The organism is Bacillus sp. FF-1 (genome assembly GCF_028548245.1).
Lineage (GTDB): Bacteria > Bacillota > Bacilli > Bacillales > Bacillaceae_G > Bacillus_A > Bacillus_A paranthracis.
Genome location: NZ_JAQQGG010000003.1, coordinates 212,553 through 226,771, shown reverse-complemented (window position 1 = coordinate 226,771; position 14,219 = coordinate 212,553). Strand labels below are relative to the sequence as shown.

The 14,219-nt window shown below is 36.9% G+C and carries 17 protein-coding genes, 1 tRNA gene and 1 pseudogene; 16 read left to right on the top strand and 3 right to left on the bottom strand.

The window, feature by feature from the left end:
- The first annotated feature begins 1 nt into the window (after position 1).
- The 11 genes from PQF83_RS11575 to PQF83_RS11525 all read left to right on the top strand — a co-directional run bounded on the left by PQF83_RS11575 (position 2) and on the right by PQF83_RS11525 (position 6,157).
- Positions 2–889: a phage antirepressor KilAC domain-containing protein gene (locus PQF83_RS11575; protein ID WP_061129456.1), complete on the top strand. Its 888-nt coding sequence runs from the start codon at positions 2–4 to the stop codon at positions 887–889.
- 15 nt (positions 890–904) lie between these two features.
- On the top strand, positions 905–1,327 hold the full coding sequence (locus PQF83_RS11570; protein ID WP_061129457.1) for a hypothetical protein: 423 nt from the start codon (positions 905–907) through the stop codon (positions 1,325–1,327).
- 17 nt (positions 1,328–1,344) lie between these two features.
- Positions 1,345–1,689: a hypothetical protein gene (locus tag PQF83_RS11565; protein WP_061129458.1), complete on the top strand. Its 345-nt coding sequence runs from the start codon at positions 1,345–1,347 to the stop codon at positions 1,687–1,689.
- 740 nt (positions 1,690–2,429) lie between these two features.
- Positions 2,430–2,503, top strand: a tRNA-Trp gene (locus PQF83_RS11560).
- A 257-nt stretch (positions 2,504–2,760) separates the two neighbouring features.
- Positions 2,761–3,021, top strand: a complete 261-nt coding sequence (locus PQF83_RS11555) for a hypothetical protein (RefSeq protein ID WP_061129459.1) — start codon at positions 2,761–2,763, stop codon at positions 3,019–3,021.
- A gap of 99 nt (positions 3,022–3,120) precedes the next feature.
- Positions 3,121–3,456, top strand: a complete 336-nt coding sequence (locus PQF83_RS11550; protein ID WP_153012502.1) for a hypothetical protein — start codon at positions 3,121–3,123, stop codon at positions 3,454–3,456.
- On the top strand, positions 3,366–4,079 hold the full coding sequence (locus tag PQF83_RS11545) for a hypothetical protein (protein WP_061129460.1): 714 nt from the start codon (positions 3,366–3,368) through the stop codon (positions 4,077–4,079). Before PQF83_RS11550 ends, PQF83_RS11545 begins: the two co-directional genes overlap by 91 nt.
- A gap of 152 nt (positions 4,080–4,231) precedes the next feature.
- The gene (locus tag PQF83_RS11540) at positions 4,232–4,360 is read left to right on the top strand and encodes a hypothetical protein (RefSeq protein ID WP_255817056.1); all 129 of its coding nucleotides are present in this window, start codon (positions 4,232–4,234) and stop codon (positions 4,358–4,360) included.
- 25 nt (positions 4,361–4,385) lie between these two features.
- A complete protein-coding gene (locus PQF83_RS11535; RefSeq protein ID WP_061129461.1) occupies positions 4,386–4,634 on the top strand; it encodes a hypothetical protein in 249 nt (82 codons plus the stop codon).
- Positions 4,635–5,101: 467 nt separating this feature from the next.
- The gene (locus PQF83_RS11530; protein ID WP_061129462.1) at positions 5,102–5,683 is read left to right on the top strand and encodes a recombinase family protein; all 582 of its coding nucleotides are present in this window, start codon (positions 5,102–5,104) and stop codon (positions 5,681–5,683) included.
- 87 nt (positions 5,684–5,770) lie between these two features.
- Entirely contained in the window at positions 5,771–6,157 is a 387-nt protein-coding gene (locus PQF83_RS11525; RefSeq protein WP_225989780.1) for a phBC6A51 family helix-turn-helix protein, read from the top strand.
- Positions 6,158–6,935: 778 nt separating this feature from the next.
- On the opposite strand, the gene PQF83_RS11520 is transcribed toward PQF83_RS11525, so the two are convergent.
- Positions 6,936–7,976, bottom strand: coding sequence for a hypothetical protein (locus PQF83_RS11520; protein ID WP_061129464.1), 1,041 nt, complete (start codon positions 7,974–7,976; stop codon positions 6,936–6,938).
- 210 nt (positions 7,977–8,186) lie between these two features.
- On the opposite strand from PQF83_RS11520, the pseudogene PQF83_RS11515 reads away from it, so the two are divergent.
- Positions 8,187–8,285, top strand: a pseudogene (locus PQF83_RS11515) (sporulation initiation factor Spo0A C-terminal domain-containing protein); the annotation flags it as partial.
- 253 nt (positions 8,286–8,538) lie between these two features.
- Here PQF83_RS11515 and PQF83_RS11510 read toward each other — a convergent pair.
- Entirely contained in the window at positions 8,539–8,685 is a 147-nt protein-coding gene (locus tag PQF83_RS11510; protein ID WP_001247671.1) for a YycC family protein, read from the bottom strand.
- Positions 8,686–8,735: 50 nt separating this feature from the next.
- Here PQF83_RS11510 and PQF83_RS11505 point away from each other — a divergent pair, with 50 nt between their 5' ends.
- The gene (locus PQF83_RS11505) at positions 8,736–9,464 is read left to right on the top strand and encodes a glycerophosphodiester phosphodiesterase (RefSeq protein WP_000172565.1); all 729 of its coding nucleotides are present in this window, start codon (positions 8,736–8,738) and stop codon (positions 9,462–9,464) included.
- Between the two features lie 49 nt (positions 9,465–9,513).
- Here the strand turns inward: PQF83_RS11505 and PQF83_RS11500 are convergent, their stop codons facing one another.
- Positions 9,514–9,747 carry a DUF2627 domain-containing protein gene (locus tag PQF83_RS11500; RefSeq protein WP_001190187.1) on the bottom strand — a complete coding sequence of 78 codons (234 nt, stop codon included), beginning with the start codon at positions 9,745–9,747 and terminating at the stop codon, positions 9,514–9,516.
- A gap of 136 nt (positions 9,748–9,883) precedes the next feature.
- Here PQF83_RS11500 and PQF83_RS11495 point away from each other — a divergent pair, with 136 nt between their 5' ends.
- The 3 genes from PQF83_RS11495 (at position 9,884) to PQF83_RS11485 (ending at position 14,186) form a co-directional block, all read left to right on the top strand.
- On the top strand, positions 9,884–11,956 hold the full coding sequence (locus tag PQF83_RS11495) for a sigma-54 interaction domain-containing protein (RefSeq protein ID WP_000811008.1): 2,073 nt from the start codon (positions 9,884–9,886) through the stop codon (positions 11,954–11,956).
- A gap of 195 nt (positions 11,957–12,151) precedes the next feature.
- Entirely contained in the window at positions 12,152–13,051 is a 900-nt protein-coding gene (gene yqiS / locus PQF83_RS11490; protein WP_000763079.1) for a phosphate butyryltransferase, read from the top strand.
- Between the two features lie 34 nt (positions 13,052–13,085).
- Positions 13,086–14,186, top strand: coding sequence for a leucine dehydrogenase (locus PQF83_RS11485; RefSeq protein ID WP_001162675.1), 1,101 nt, complete (start codon positions 13,086–13,088; stop codon positions 14,184–14,186).
- Positions 14,187–14,219: the final 33 nt, after the last annotated feature.

Here is a 14,219-nt window from a genome sequence, read left to right as displayed (position 1 = left end):
TATGACAAAGGTAAATACTGAAGAGATTATTGTAACTAAGGAAGAAAGAGAAGCGTTAATTGGACGCGTGGAAGTTTTACAGAAGGTTAAAGATTTATTATTGCTACCTGGTTTAGAAGCGGCAACTACAAAGCAAGTCGCACGATTTTATGAAGTATCACATGAAGCAATTCGTAAAGTTGTTAGTAGACACGGTGACGAACTGCAAGCTGATGGAATGCACCTAGAGAAGTACAGCGAGATTAAAGAAAAAGTAACGGTAAAACATGTCCCTTTACTAGAAGCGGGTGTATCTTACCGAGGTACAAATCTATTCCCGAAGCGTGCGATTCTAAGAATAGGTATGTTACTACGTGATAGCAAAATCGCTAAAGCGGTGCGTGAACAACTACTAAATATTGAGGAAATGGCCCAGGGAGTTGCCCCGGAGATTGTGACGGCCCACGTTAACCACGAAACGGTATTAGCAGCTAATGTATTCCGTGCAATTGAATCAAAAGATAGTATGGCAACTTTTGAAGCGACACGGGAATTATACGCTTACAGAAATAGAAAAACTGAACAACAAGCAAAACACTATGAGAGTTTAGAAGACGTGGTTGATACTATGTCAATAACAGATTTGTGTAGACACAATTTAAAGGGGCGTATCACGCCACAGAAGGCGAATAAAATTTTACTTGATTTGGGTATCTATGAAAGTGTTAAAGTGCGTGGTTCGTGGATTCCAGCACCAAAATATAAAGGTACATGGTTTAGATTAGTCCAGCAGCCTTTAAGATTCAGTGCGGGAGAAGTTACGGCTTACCGTATCACTTTAGAAGGTGCAGAGGAAATTACAAAACTTTTAAAACAACACTTAATGAGAGAAGTTACACAGGCGGCATAAAAGGGAGGGATACAAATGAAAAAAGAAGACAGGCTTTTAAAAGACGTACCAGGCCTTATTGATAGACTAGAGAAGAGAACTAATAAACGTGGTTACCGGGTATACGAAACACCAATAGAAAAGAAGTGTAAAGGTAAGGAATGTACAGAATGCCGGGAGGATAAAACTATTGGGTCATTCCCAGACGCACCAAAAGGCCGCGAGGGAAGTTTTACAGGAGGAAAGCTGGCACAATGCTACGTATGTAGAAACAGGGCCATAGCGGAGAGGAGAAGGGCTAAACAGCCCACACAGGGCTATCCAGTACGCGAAGCGACGTCGATAACAGTAGACCAGCTACAAACGCTTATAACGGCTGCTGTTAAAGAGTGTGAAGATACAGGCGTAAAGCCAGTTATTAATCTGGAATTTAAAAATATAGCAATATCAATCAACTAACAGGAGGAAAATAAAACATGACACAAATTGAATTAGTACCAAAATACCCAGATGTGGAGTTGGCAGACACAATAGGACTGATAGAAGTAAAGAAGGGCGACATAATAGAGTATCAATTAAGACGTGGCGAGGCATACGCCAGGAAGTGTGGGAACTGCAAAGAGGTTAAAACAGTAGAATCGTTCCGAGGTAGCGGTGTTACTTGCCATTACTGCAATGATTCCAGCTTTACGCATAGAATACACACGCCACAAGCGAAGAAAGAAACGTATAGATTATTGTTAAAAGGTATGGTGAATTCATTTTTCCCACACTATCGAAGAAAGCTTTCAGTAAGTGAAGTGGAAAGTGAAGCTGCATGATAAAGCCAGATTAGGGAACTAGTATTTTTTATATTTACAAATTTAATATTCTAGTAAACGGAGGGGCTGCTGTTATGGTGGCCCTTTTTGCATTGTGGAGGTAGTAGGTAAAGATATTTAAATGTGGTAAAGTAAAAATATTTTACTCATACTTTAATCACAACACCTATGAAATACTAAAAATATGAGGATTTCGTCCTACAAAAACAGGCCTGATTCCCTTCTGTAACACAAATGTAATAATCGGTATGAAGCCAGTGGTATCAAGGGTTGCGGGGGTTGACTGACTATTGCTAACATAAAGACTTGCTTTTCGTGTAGGATTTTTGCTGCTTTCAACGCCATATACACTATAAGAGTAAGTAACGCTAATAACTGTATGTATTAAAGATTTAGGTTTTGAGGTTAAGGCGTTAATCTTTATGTTATTTATGCTTAATGGTGAAGTCTGCCCTAAAGGGTATAGTAGCTAATTAAACATAGAAACATAAAGACAAATATTTTAACTATCATAACTATAGCTATCATTTATTAAATGCTGAGAAAGATAAGTAAGAACGGTGAGATGATAGCGTTAATATATTTTTTATACAATGACTATCTTAGTTAGTAGTACTTTGAGTAGGTTTCGCGTCTTATATAGTAGGACGGGGTAACAGTATTGCTTTTTCAAGTGCTTATTATAGTTGTAATCAAAAGTGATTCCCTGGTATTCGTCGCCAGGGTTTCTCTCATTCTCTAGGGGTTTAGTGTAATGGCAGCACCGCAGTCTCCAAAACTGTTAGTAAGGGTTCGAATCCTTTAACTCCTGCCATAGTATAAACCTGGGTCATTATGGCCCGCCTTTCCTTAGTATTATTAGTAAGTTGTTTTCTTTAGTCATGTTTGGTACTTCTCCAGGTTTGTTTTAAACGATAAAGAGAGAGAAGAAAAGGGTTGCTTTTCCGTTCGGTAGATTAGCGGCCCTTCCTTCTTTTGTCTTCATGACTGTTAGAACCACTAGCATATACCAGTTACTATTAACAAAACCTTTTACTATATAAAAATCACACAATAAGCGAGGTGCCATTTATGAGTCAAACAGATTTCATTGCAAGGAAATTAACAGGCGAAGCAATTACAAAGATTAATCAATTATTAGGATTAACTTACTATGATGTAGCTTACCGATTAGCATGTTCACCTAGTAACGTAAATTATCATTTAGGAGTACGCGGTAACGGCTTTTCAGCTTCGCAACGATATAGCATAGTCGAAATGTGGAAAGAAAACGGCGTTGAAAATACCGAAATTATTTTATTATTAAATCTTATTAACCGTGTGCATGTCTAGTTACTAGCGGTGGCCGCATGCCGTACACGTAAAAAACGAAGGTCTTACAGCCGATAGAAATTGATATGTAAACAGACTAGAACAAAAGGAGGACAAAGTATGACACGATTAGATGCAATCAAAGCGTATTTTGCTAAACAAGAGAAAAGGGTGGCCTTAGTTATCCCGGCTTTCCATTTAGGTGGAGGACGAATTAGGGTGCAAGATTTCGAATATGGAGACATCGTATTCAAACGAAATGTGGTTCGTGACCTCACAATACAGCAGGCCCAGGACTTACAATCACGATTTAATTACATGATTTTAATTGACGAAGAAGATGAAAACAAACGGGAGGAATTAATATGCCAAGCATTAAGGAAGAACGTACCACAACCGAAACAAGTACAGGAAGAAAAAGCCGCACAGCAATCGGGAACGTCGCCAAAAGAGTAGTTGCTTTTCATGAGGGTTTTATTGATGGATTAGAAAAAATCACACAGAACATTGATGAAAAGACGCAGCTACTTAATGACAAACAACTTGAATTACGATTCATTCAAGAAAAAGAGTTACCAGAAGCACTAGTAAAGAAATATGTTGATGGTGACGACAAAGATGCAAAACGACTTCAAACATTAGAAACGAAGTTACAAAAGGAAATCACGGAATTACAGGAAGAAATTTTAGTAATTACGCATCTAAAGGAAAAATATGAATGGACAAAAGCTAATGAAGCGAAAGCCTTGGAAGCCGCATTTAACGAAGAAAGAAATGCAGCTACACAGAGAACGTATAGACGCATGGAAGCTGCAAAGCGTGCCTACTTAGAGGCTATTAAAGCTGAATCAAAATCATTACGTGAGTATTATGGCGTTGATTGGAAGCTTGCTGAAATCCTTGAAGTAGGTGGGCTTATAAAATCCATGCCACAGTTCTCTGTAGCGGTAGCACATACTCGCGGGAATCATGGATTCTACGGAAGTTATTTAGAAGTGCCAACGCAGGTTGTAAAAGATATTATTACAGGCCACGTTGATGAAAAACATCATATTGAGTATTTACCGACACGCGGTTAACTCGAAAGCCCTGGCGATTGTAGTGTACTAACTTTCACTATAATTCCAGGGCCTATTTTTTTTGCCTTTTTAACCAGTTTTAGTGTCTGAAATTATGTAACTATACGTTACTAATATGTAAGGACAAAGCAGGAAAGGAGAAGGCCGGAACAATGACAAAAGTAAAAGGTGACTTGTTAGAAAAGATTCAAACGTTTATAACAAAATCGCCGTATGAAGTACAGGAAGTTACTAAAGCAGAAAATCAACTAAACCAATTAATAGAAATCGCTACAAAGTAGTGAGTATAAAAGGAGATAAAGGACAATGACACAAACAACCATGACAGTAGAAGAAAAGAAAGAGAGAATGGAAAGGTTACATGAGGTAATTTTTGTAGAGTCACCAAAAAGTGTTAAACTGTGGGAAGAGAGACAAGTGAAGGAATTGGCAGCCGAAAACAAGGCGACACGTGAGAAACTTCGCAGAATAGAAAATACAGATAGAGAGGATTTAGATAGTACGGATTTAATAATGAAAGACATGTTAGACTCGCGAAAAAAGATAAGTGAGTAAACAGAAGCCGTTATCCTTAATTGTGGGGTAGCGTCTCTTTTTTGTTTCACAGATTAACTTATCTCGGCTTTCTTTTAGTTTTTGTTTAGTCACTACAATAAAATTATGATGTAACGCTATACCATGAAGCCTCGTTGACACGCCATGTTTTGAAAACTCTACACAGCCCACAGGCCGTACGGTTTCAATGTTCCCGTTTCTTAAAGTGGGCATGTTGTGACCTCTACGCCTTTTTATACCTGGCTATTTATGTTAGTGGTGTTTACTCAAACCGGGTCTTTTTTTATAGTATCAAACTTGTACTTTTGATACCTAGATTTCAGTGAAATAAAGAAGTATCAAAATACGGGTTTACATAAGTCTCAAAGTCGTCTAAAATTAAAGTATCGAAGTTATTGAGTTTGATACTTTGTAACTTTATTTGTTCGGACGAGATTTATTATATTAACGAAAAGGACTGATTAAGTATGGCAGGAATTAAAATTGGCTATGCCCGTGTTTCAAGTGAATCACAATCATTAGAATTACAGATTGCAGAATTAGAGGGAATGGGCTGCACCGAAATCTTTGCAGAAAAGAAAAGTGGTAAAGCTGCTGATAGCCGTGAAGAGTTACAAAATTTATTAAAGTATGCACGAAAAGGTGACACGGTTTATGTTTGTAAAATTGATAGATTGGCCCGAAGTCTTGTTGATTTAATGAAGACGCTAGAAATATTAAATGATAAAGGTGTTGAAGTTGTATTCATTAAGGAGAACATAGACCAGACAACAGCACATGGCAAAATGATGCTGCAAATGTTAGGTGTTATAGGTGAGTTTGAACGTTCACTAATCAATGAGAGAACAGCAGCAGGGCGAACAGCAGCAAAAGCCCGCGGTGTACATATGGGCCGTAAAACTAAAGGTGATAAGAAAGCCGCAATGGATTTATACAATGATAGAGAAAATAATGGCATGAGTGTAAATGAAATAGCCGAAGAAACAGGAGTATCAAGGGCCACTATATTCAGAATGGCTAAGCTACAAGCAGAAGAAGAAACAAATTAAAACAATATAAAAGAGGATGGGGTGGGGACATGTTTTGCCTTCACTTTTTATTTTACATATATATATATGTAGAAGAAACTCGTCAAAATAAGGAGGAAAAGCCAGTTAACCACGTTACAAGAAAACTTTGTAGAATTGATGCTAGACGGCGTTGTAAGGACGAATCAAGCCTACGCAGATATATTAGGCTGCGACGTACGCACTATTTACAAGATGAAACAAAACGAAAAAATATCCCAGGAGATTGAGAAGCGTGCAGACATCGGTTTAAAAACTTCCCTTAGTAATGCCTACGGCGTTTTAGAAGACATTTTATTTAGTGGTCATTCTAGCAACGGCGAGAAGCTGAAGGCCCTGGACTTGTACTTGAAAACACAGGGTAAGCTAAAGGAGAAGCAGGAGACTACAGCAGAGGTTACAGTAAAGGATAGTAACACAGCAGCAGCAGAGTTAGATAGACTGTTAGGACTATAGGTATATAGATAGGTAGTGTATATGTATGGTATGTATGTACTACCTATTCCATATGGAAACACGCCGTTCGGTATAGCATGGTGCATAGTGCATAGTGTGTGATGGTGCATGGTTGGTGCATTGTGTATGTGTGTATGATGTGTGTATACGACGTTACGACACGATTCGAACAGCGTGTTCCGTTCGTTGCGTTATGGAGTGATAGGTGGAGAGTGAGGGATAGGGCTATATATGGTACTGTCTATAGCATATCATTTAGGCCTGTTTTCATTGATTGAATGAGTAAGGGCCGTATGGACGGGGGCCGGGCTATGTATATATACCCGAACAGGTTCTAAACAATTTTTTTATTATTTTTTATATGTTAGCGTTATCTGACAATTCAATACGTCTGATTCACTTTTCCCTTCCGTTACTAATACGTAAACAAACGTAAACGGGAGGGAATTTTTTTATGCTTAAAATTAAAAATGTTAATAGGGGGTGTACAATTTACTGCACAGACGAATCCTTGATTCAGCAAATAGGAAGACGAGTGAGAATTTTCGGAAATAAGGTGTGGGAAATCTAATTAATTTTATTGAAAAACGAGGAAGTATATGTACAAGATTAAAACCGTAATTAAGATATAGAAGTAGAAGCTAATTAGTAAATATAGATTTAAAAAGCTTGGTACGGACATTAAGTAATAAAAAAATACTACCTAAATAGTTATTACTACTTAGGTAGTGAAATTAATCGCTAGTATGAGAAATTAAGACACATTAAAAGTTAATAATTAAGTTAAATCATATGCTTTATCTATTCCGGCGGAAGCTATTTCATAAATGTTTTTATTAATTCCTTTTTCGACGGTAGTGCGTTTTTCATCCGTTTTATAGCGATGTACAATTTGTTTTAGCACTCTTTCTAATTCATCATCTAGTTCTAAAGTGTTATCATCGTTTAATGTCAAACCGTATAGATTAAGAATATGAAAGGTATTAAAAAGTGCAAGGTATGTAGATGAATGGTGCATTAATTCATGCGAATCATTTTTTTCACTTGCTATCTTGCTTATCGCATCTGAGAGTTCGCCTACTTCTATTTTTGTAAAAGGTAAATTTTGTTCATGTACTAGTAATATACATACTATAGATATTTTGTTCCAAAATACATCGCTGATATATGCTGATAAAAGCTTGGTTAATTCAGTAGTTTGTTCATTCTGAAAAGCTATTTTGGCCTTGTCATCGCTTCTCGTGTTCAAAGTTACTCCTATTTCTTCTAGTTTCATTGTGAAGTCAGAGAATTTTTGTGTATTCATTCCTCGTATAGTAGTTAATTCTGTGCTAATATCTTTCATTTTGTTATCCATATTCTTCATGATAATTTCAAGTTGAACACTTATTTCTTCAATTTTATTACTTGAATTAACTAGGTGGCTAGAGTCTAACTTTTCAGTAATGTCTCTAATCTTTCCAGCAGAGTTTTCTAATTGTTGGGCTGAAGATTTGCTAGTGAAATTATCATAGAATGTATAAACAATTGCAATGATAGCTAAAATGATTGATACGATAGTTCCTCCGAAACTCCAATGGCTTATTAATTCTCCGGAATCTTTATATTTATATGTATAGTGAGAAATAGCACAAACCATAACTATAACAAGCCAGTAGATTAAATCTTTTTTCTGTACCCAATCGTGCAAACCTGTTTCGGTTTTTAGTTGTTCGGTAGGTTTTTCTTTAAGTATGTTACGTGTTATTAGCAATAAAAAAAGAAAGATTATGCCATAAACAAAACTAGGTATATCTAGATATTCAAGCCAAGTCCTCAAAATTTATCCCTCCTGTATGATTCTTCTACTTTATATATCCTAGCAAAAATATGAATAAATGAATATATAATTTTTTTGTTTGAAAACTAATTGTTATTATAGGAAGAAAGTGATAAACTTTTATTAAGTTGACCTATCAATTTGAGGATGGGCACCAATAAATAGAAGCATTTAATGATAGTTATGAAATATACAATGCCTTGATATAGCTATGGTTATACAGTATCTATGTCAAAAGCAAAACCTACGAACTCTGAGTTCATCGCAATGGTTGCGGATAAGTTGAGACTTGAACATAAGGCTAGCTGAGAATAGAAGAAGTAAGGGATTTAAGTTTTAATAAAGCTTAATAATTCTTGAAATGTATACTCGATAGTAAATTTAAAACCAATGAACTTTTTAATTAATGACCAATGAATGTTAGAATTCGTTGGTCTTTTTATTGTACATGTTCGAAGTGAAGGTTAAATTGAATCATGGTATATCCAATGAGGGATTTTAGCAAGGAAGCCATCCATGATATAATAGAAAATAATAAAAAGTCCTGCGAAACAGGACTGTATTATTCTTCGTCTTTATTTTGTTTTTCTAATTCAACTAACTTTTGAATTAAAATGTGCTGCGGCATATGCATAAGTTGTTCAAGTGGAACACCTAGTGCTTTTGATAGGCGGACTGCAGTGTCTGGAGAAATTTGTAATGGTCTCATAGAAGTACCTCCTTTTTCGTATAGTATAGCATAAGATTGGGGGAGTGAGGATGACTCTTATATTTGCGCATCGTGGTGCAGCGGGAACGTACCCAGAAAATACGATGATTTCATTTGAAGCAGCTGAATCTTTTAAGACAGATGGAATTGAGCTGGATGTTCAATTAACGAAAGACGGAAAGGTTGTCGTCATTCATGATGAAACAGTGAATCGGACAACGAATGGAAAAGGTGCGGTTCGAAATTATGTATATGAGGATTTATGTAAATTAGATGCGAGTTATAAATTTGGTGATAAAGTAGGATTTTGTAAAATACCTCTTTTAGAAGAGGTGTTAAAATGGATTGAAAAAACAGAGTTGTTACTTAATATTGAACTTAAAAATAATAAAATTCCATACAGAGGTTTAGAAGAAGAAGTTATAACGCTTGTACGGAAATTTAATCTAGAAGATCGTGTTATATTTTCTTCATTTAATCATTACAGTATGAAAAGGTGTCATATGATGGCTCCAGATATTCAAACAGCGATTTTATATCGCGAAGGTTTGCATAGTCCGTGGGCATATGCAAAAAAAATGGGGGCTACAGCAGTGCATCCTAATTATCGTTATCTTCAAGATGCTGTTGCCGAACTAACGATGGAAAGTGATGTAGAGGTTCGGCCCTATACAATTAATGAAGAAACACTTATGCGTAAATATTTTGATATGAATATTTCGGCGATTATTACGGATTATCCTGAAACGGCAAGAGCATTATTGCCAATAAAAAAATGAGACCGCTTGTAACGGTCTCATTTTTTTATTTGTAAATAGTAGGTCTTTCCTATCTTCGAAAGCGAGCTTGTACTTTATTTCGTTTACGATCTCGGTGTAAGACGAAACCACCAAAGATATAAAATCCGAGCGCGAAGCAGAGAGCCCCGATTAAAAATTGTAACCATAGTATAGAGAGTGGAGGAAATAAAATCCCGAATACGGTATCTCTCATTAACTTAATGCCAAACACAGCTAATGAAATAGGGATGAGTGCTAATAATAGAGCAAGGTAACGCTGCATATAAACGCTCCTTTTCAGATTATTTTGTTTATTTTAATGATGTTATATGAAAAGGGGGTTTGTCAAGAGGGGGCTGAACGAGTAAGATAAGGGTGTGAAAAATTTTGCAGAGATACTCCGAGAGGAAGTGTAATATATGAAACAAAAAGTTTTAATTGTTGGTGCAGGTGAAGGTGGTAGTACACTGCTGCGTCTGTTACAGAGTTCGAATATATTTCAAATTATAGGGATTATTGATATAAATCCGATAGCAAAAGGGTTACAGATGGCAAAGGAATACGGGATTGCAATTGGAGAGAGTGTGACTCCGTTTCTTTCTATGCACATTGATGTAATGTTTGATATGACAGGTGACGATGATTTACATAAAGATTTATTAAAGAAAAAGCATAAAGATACTCTTCTTATACCAGGTGATATTGCAAAAATTGTTACGAGATTAGCACATGAGAAGGAAAATTTAATTGGGAAGTTAGAAGAGCAGACGCAGCAAGGCGATTTAATTTTAAACTCTACGCATGACGGTATGATAGTGATTGATCAAGAAGGACAAGTTCGCCTATTCAATAAAAGTGCAGAACGTATTATCGGATATAAAAAAGAAGATGCGGTAGGGAAATATATTTTAGAAGTTATTCCGACTAGTAAGTTGCTTCGTATTATACGTACGAAACAAATAGAAGTAAATTATGAACTGACGCTTGAGAATGGAAAGAAAATTATTACAACCCGTATTCCAATATTAAAAGAGGGAGGAGAAGTGCAAGGGGCATTTGCGATTTTTAAAGATATAACAGAGGTTGTAGATCTTGCGGAAGAAGTTACAGATTTAAAGGAGATTCAAACGTTACTTGAGGCGATTATTAACTCGTCTGAGGAAGCCATTTCGGTCGTGGATGAAAAAGGTCGAGGGTTAGTAATTAACCCTGCATATACGAAATTAACAGGTTTAACAGAAGAGGACATTATTGGAAAGCCGGCTACAACTGATATTGTAGAAGGTGAAAGTATGCATATGAAAGTACTTCGAACGCGTAGGGCGGTACGAGGCATACATATGAAAATCGGACAAAAAAAGCGAGATGTAATTGTAAACGTAGCACCAGTTATTGTGGATGGAATATTGAAAGGGAGCGTCGGTGTAATTCGCGACGTATCAGAAATTCAAAAATTAACAAATGAATTGAATAGAGCAAGGCAAATTATTCGAACGTTAGAAGCGAAATATTCATTTGATGACATTGTCGGAAATTCAGATGAAACAACGGCTGCTATTGAACAGGCGAAACTGGGGGCGAATACACCAGCAACAGTGTTGTTACGCGGGGAGTCAGGGACAGGTAAAGAATTGTTTGCGCATGCTATCCATAATGGAAGTAATCGGAAATATAATAAGTTTGTTCGTGTAAATTGTGCAGCTATTTCGGAGACGTTGTTAGAAAGTGAATTGTTTGGTTATGAGGAAGGGGCGTTTTCTGGCGCGAAAAGAGGGGGAAAACGTGGATTCTTTGAGGAAGCGAATAACGGCAGCATCTTTTTAGATGAAATAGGGGAACTATCTGCAAATACGCAAGCGAAACTCCTTCGCGTTTTGCAAGAGAAAGAAATTGTAAAAGTTGGTGGAACGAAAGCGATCCCTATCAATGTCAGAGTAATTGCAGCGACGCACGTGAATTTAGAAAAAGCCATTCTAGAAGGGAAGTTTAGGGAGGATTTATATTATCGATTAAATAAAATTCCAATTCAAATCCCATCTCTTCGTCAGCGTAAAGGGGATATACCGGCAATCGCAGACAGATTAATTCAAAAAATCAACCAAGATTATGGCCGAAATATAGAGGGGCTCACTAATTCTGCTATTTCATATTTACAATCATATGAATGGCCAGGGAATGTGAGGGAACTTGAAAATATTTTGGGGAGAGCTATTATCTTTATGAATTATAACGAGACCTATATTGATGTACAACATTTACCGCCATTACATAACGAAGAGCAAGTGGAGTCAAAACAAGCTCATTTATTGCCTGAGTTAGAAGAAAAGCCACTTGAGCATTTAGTGACGGAGTTTGAAGGGAATATCATTCATGAATATTTAGAGAGATTTGGTGGAAATAAAACACAAACAGCAAGAGCGTTAGGAATTTCGGTTCGAAATTTATATTACAAGCTAGAAAAGTATGAGTGTGCAAAAAATAGCATGCAATAAATTGCGTACCGTGCAATTTATTGCATGGTATACAAAAAACGACAAAATAAGACAGAATCTTTTGTTATTTTCCAAAGTATTGATTTTACTGTGTTTTGAATGCGTTTTCATTATTGGTAAGACCACTTTTGAAAGTTGGCACGGTATTTGCTTAATAAAAAGACGAGGGACGACGGAAAGGGTTGATTACAAAATATGAAGTTAGAACACTTAATTGATCAAGCGGCAGGCCAGCCTAAAAAAACTGTGGCTGTAGCAGTAGCTGAAGATCATGAAGTAATTGAAGCTGTAGCGAAAGCAATTACATTACAGCTAGCTCAATTTCGTCTATATGGAAATCAAGAAAAAATAATGGGGATGCTACAAGAACATAGTTTACAAACTTCAGAACATATTGAAGTGATTGCAACACAGTCAAGTGCTGAGGCTGCAGAACTTTCTGTTAAAGCTGTAAGAAATGGCGAAGCAGATGTGCTTATGAAGGGGAACATCCCAACAGCAAATATTTTGAAGGCTGTATTAAATAAAGAGTGGGGACTTCGTAAAGGTAGCGTACTTTCACACGTTGCAGCATTTGAAGTTCCAAACTACAATCGTCTCATTTTTGTTACAGATGCAGCGATGAACATTGCACCTGATGTAACACAAAAAGCTGCTATTATACAAAATACTGTAGAAGTTGCCCGGGCAATAGGAATTGATTTGCCGAAGGTAGCACCAATTGCAGCGGTAGAGGTTGTGAATCCTGCGATGCAAGCGACAATTGATGCAGCGATGTTAACTCAAATGAATCGCCGCGGACAAATTAAAAATTGTGTCGTTGATGGACCACTTGCTTTAGATAATGCAGTATCACAAATTGCAGCAGAACATAAAGGCATAGTAAGTGATGTAGCAGGTAAGGCAGACATTTTACTCGTCCCAACAATTGAAGCTGGAAATGTACTATATAAATCACTCGTATACTTTGCGGATGCAAAAGTAGGAGCAATGATTGCTGGCGCAAAAGCACCGATTGTTTTAACATCTCGTGCTGATTCAGCAGAAACAAAAGTATATTCATTAGCATTGGCAGTTGCCACTGCTTCAAAATAAACCAAATAGGGTAAAACATTAGGGGGAAACGACAATGGCATTAGAAATCTTCGAATACTTAGAAAAATATGATTATGAGCAAGTAGTATTTTGTCAAGATAAAGAATCAGGTTTAAAAGCAATCATTGCAATTCATGATACAACACTTGGACCTGCTCTTGGTGGAACAAGAATGTGGACATATGATTCTGAAGAAGCGGCGATTGAAGATGCATTGCGTCTTGCAAAAGGGATGACATACAAAAACGCAGCAGCTGGTTTAAACTTAGGTGGTGCGAAAACAGTAATTATCGGTGATCCACGTAAAGATAAGAGCGAAGCAATGTTCCGTGCATTAGGTCGTTATATTCAAGGACTAAACGGACGTTACATTACAGCTGAAGATGTTGGTACAACAGTAGATGATATGGATATTATCCACGAAGAAACTGACTTTGTAACAGGTATTTCACCATCATTCGGTTCTTCTGGTAACCCATCTCCAGTAACTGCATACGGTGTTTATCGTGGTATGAAAGCTGCTGCGAAAGAGGCTTTCGGTACTGATAATTTAGAAGGAAAAGTAATTGCTGTTCAAGGTGTTGGTAACGTAGCATATCACCTATGCAAACATTTACACGCTGAAGGCGCAAAACTAATCGTTACAGATATTAATAAAGAAGCTGTACAACGTGCAGTAGAAGAATTCGGTGCAACAGCAGTTGAGCCAAATGAAATTTACGGTGTTGAATGTGATATTTACGCACCATGTGCATTAGGCGCAACAGTTAATGACGAAACTATTCCACAACTTAAAGCAAAAGTAATTGCAGGTTCTGCAAATAACCAATTAAAAGAAGATCGTCACGGCGACATCATTCATGAAATGGGTATTGTATACGCACCAGACTATGTAATTAATGCAGGTGGCGTAATTAACGTAGCAGACGAGTTATATGGATACAATAGAGAACGCGCATTAAAACGCGTAGAATCAATTTATGACACAATTGCAAAAGTAATCGAAATTTCAAAACGCGATGGCATTGCAACTTATGTAGCAGCTGATCGTCTAGCTGAAGAGCGCATTGCAAGCTTGAAAAACTCTCGTAGCACATACTTACGCAACGGTCACGACATTATTAGCCGTCGCTAATCATTCATATATTACTTTTACAAAAGGTGTGGT

Coding starts and splice junctions, on each gene's coding strand:
- PQF83_RS11570 (WP_061129457.1), top strand. CDS start 905: ATGAAAAAAGAAGACAGGCTTTTAAAAGACGTACCAGGCCTTATTGAT.
- PQF83_RS11540 (WP_255817056.1), top strand. CDS start 4,232: ATGACAAAAGTAAAAGGTGACTTGTTAGAAAAGATTCAAACGTTTATA.
- PQF83_RS11535 (WP_061129461.1), top strand. CDS start 4,386: ATGACACAAACAACCATGACAGTAGAAGAAAAGAAAGAGAGAATGGAA.
- PQF83_RS11555 (WP_061129459.1), top strand. CDS start 2,761: ATGAGTCAAACAGATTTCATTGCAAGGAAATTAACAGGCGAAGCAATT.
- PQF83_RS11505 (WP_000172565.1), top strand. CDS start 8,736: ATGACTCTTATATTTGCGCATCGTGGTGCAGCGGGAACGTACCCAGAA.
- PQF83_RS11485 (WP_001162675.1), top strand. CDS start 13,086: ATGGCATTAGAAATCTTCGAATACTTAGAAAAATATGATTATGAGCAA.
- PQF83_RS11545 (WP_061129460.1), top strand. CDS start 3,366: ATGCCAAGCATTAAGGAAGAACGTACCACAACCGAAACAAGTACAGGA.
- PQF83_RS11510 (WP_001247671.1), bottom strand. CDS start 8,685: ATGAGACCATTACAAATTTCTCCAGACACTGCAGTCCGCCTATCAAAA.
- PQF83_RS11565 (WP_061129458.1), top strand. CDS start 1,345: ATGACACAAATTGAATTAGTACCAAAATACCCAGATGTGGAGTTGGCA.
- PQF83_RS11575 (WP_061129456.1), top strand. CDS start 2: ATGACAAAGGTAAATACTGAAGAGATTATTGTAACTAAGGAAGAAAGA.
- PQF83_RS11495 (WP_000811008.1), top strand. CDS start 9,884: ATGAAACAAAAAGTTTTAATTGTTGGTGCAGGTGAAGGTGGTAGTACA.
- PQF83_RS11500 (WP_001190187.1), bottom strand. CDS start 9,747: ATGCAGCGTTACCTTGCTCTATTATTAGCACTCATCCCTATTTCATTA.
- yqiS (WP_000763079.1), top strand. CDS start 12,152: ATGAAGTTAGAACACTTAATTGATCAAGCGGCAGGCCAGCCTAAAAAA.
- PQF83_RS11530 (WP_061129462.1), top strand. CDS start 5,102: ATGGCAGGAATTAAAATTGGCTATGCCCGTGTTTCAAGTGAATCACAA.
- PQF83_RS11550 (WP_153012502.1), top strand. CDS start 3,121: ATGACACGATTAGATGCAATCAAAGCGTATTTTGCTAAACAAGAGAAA.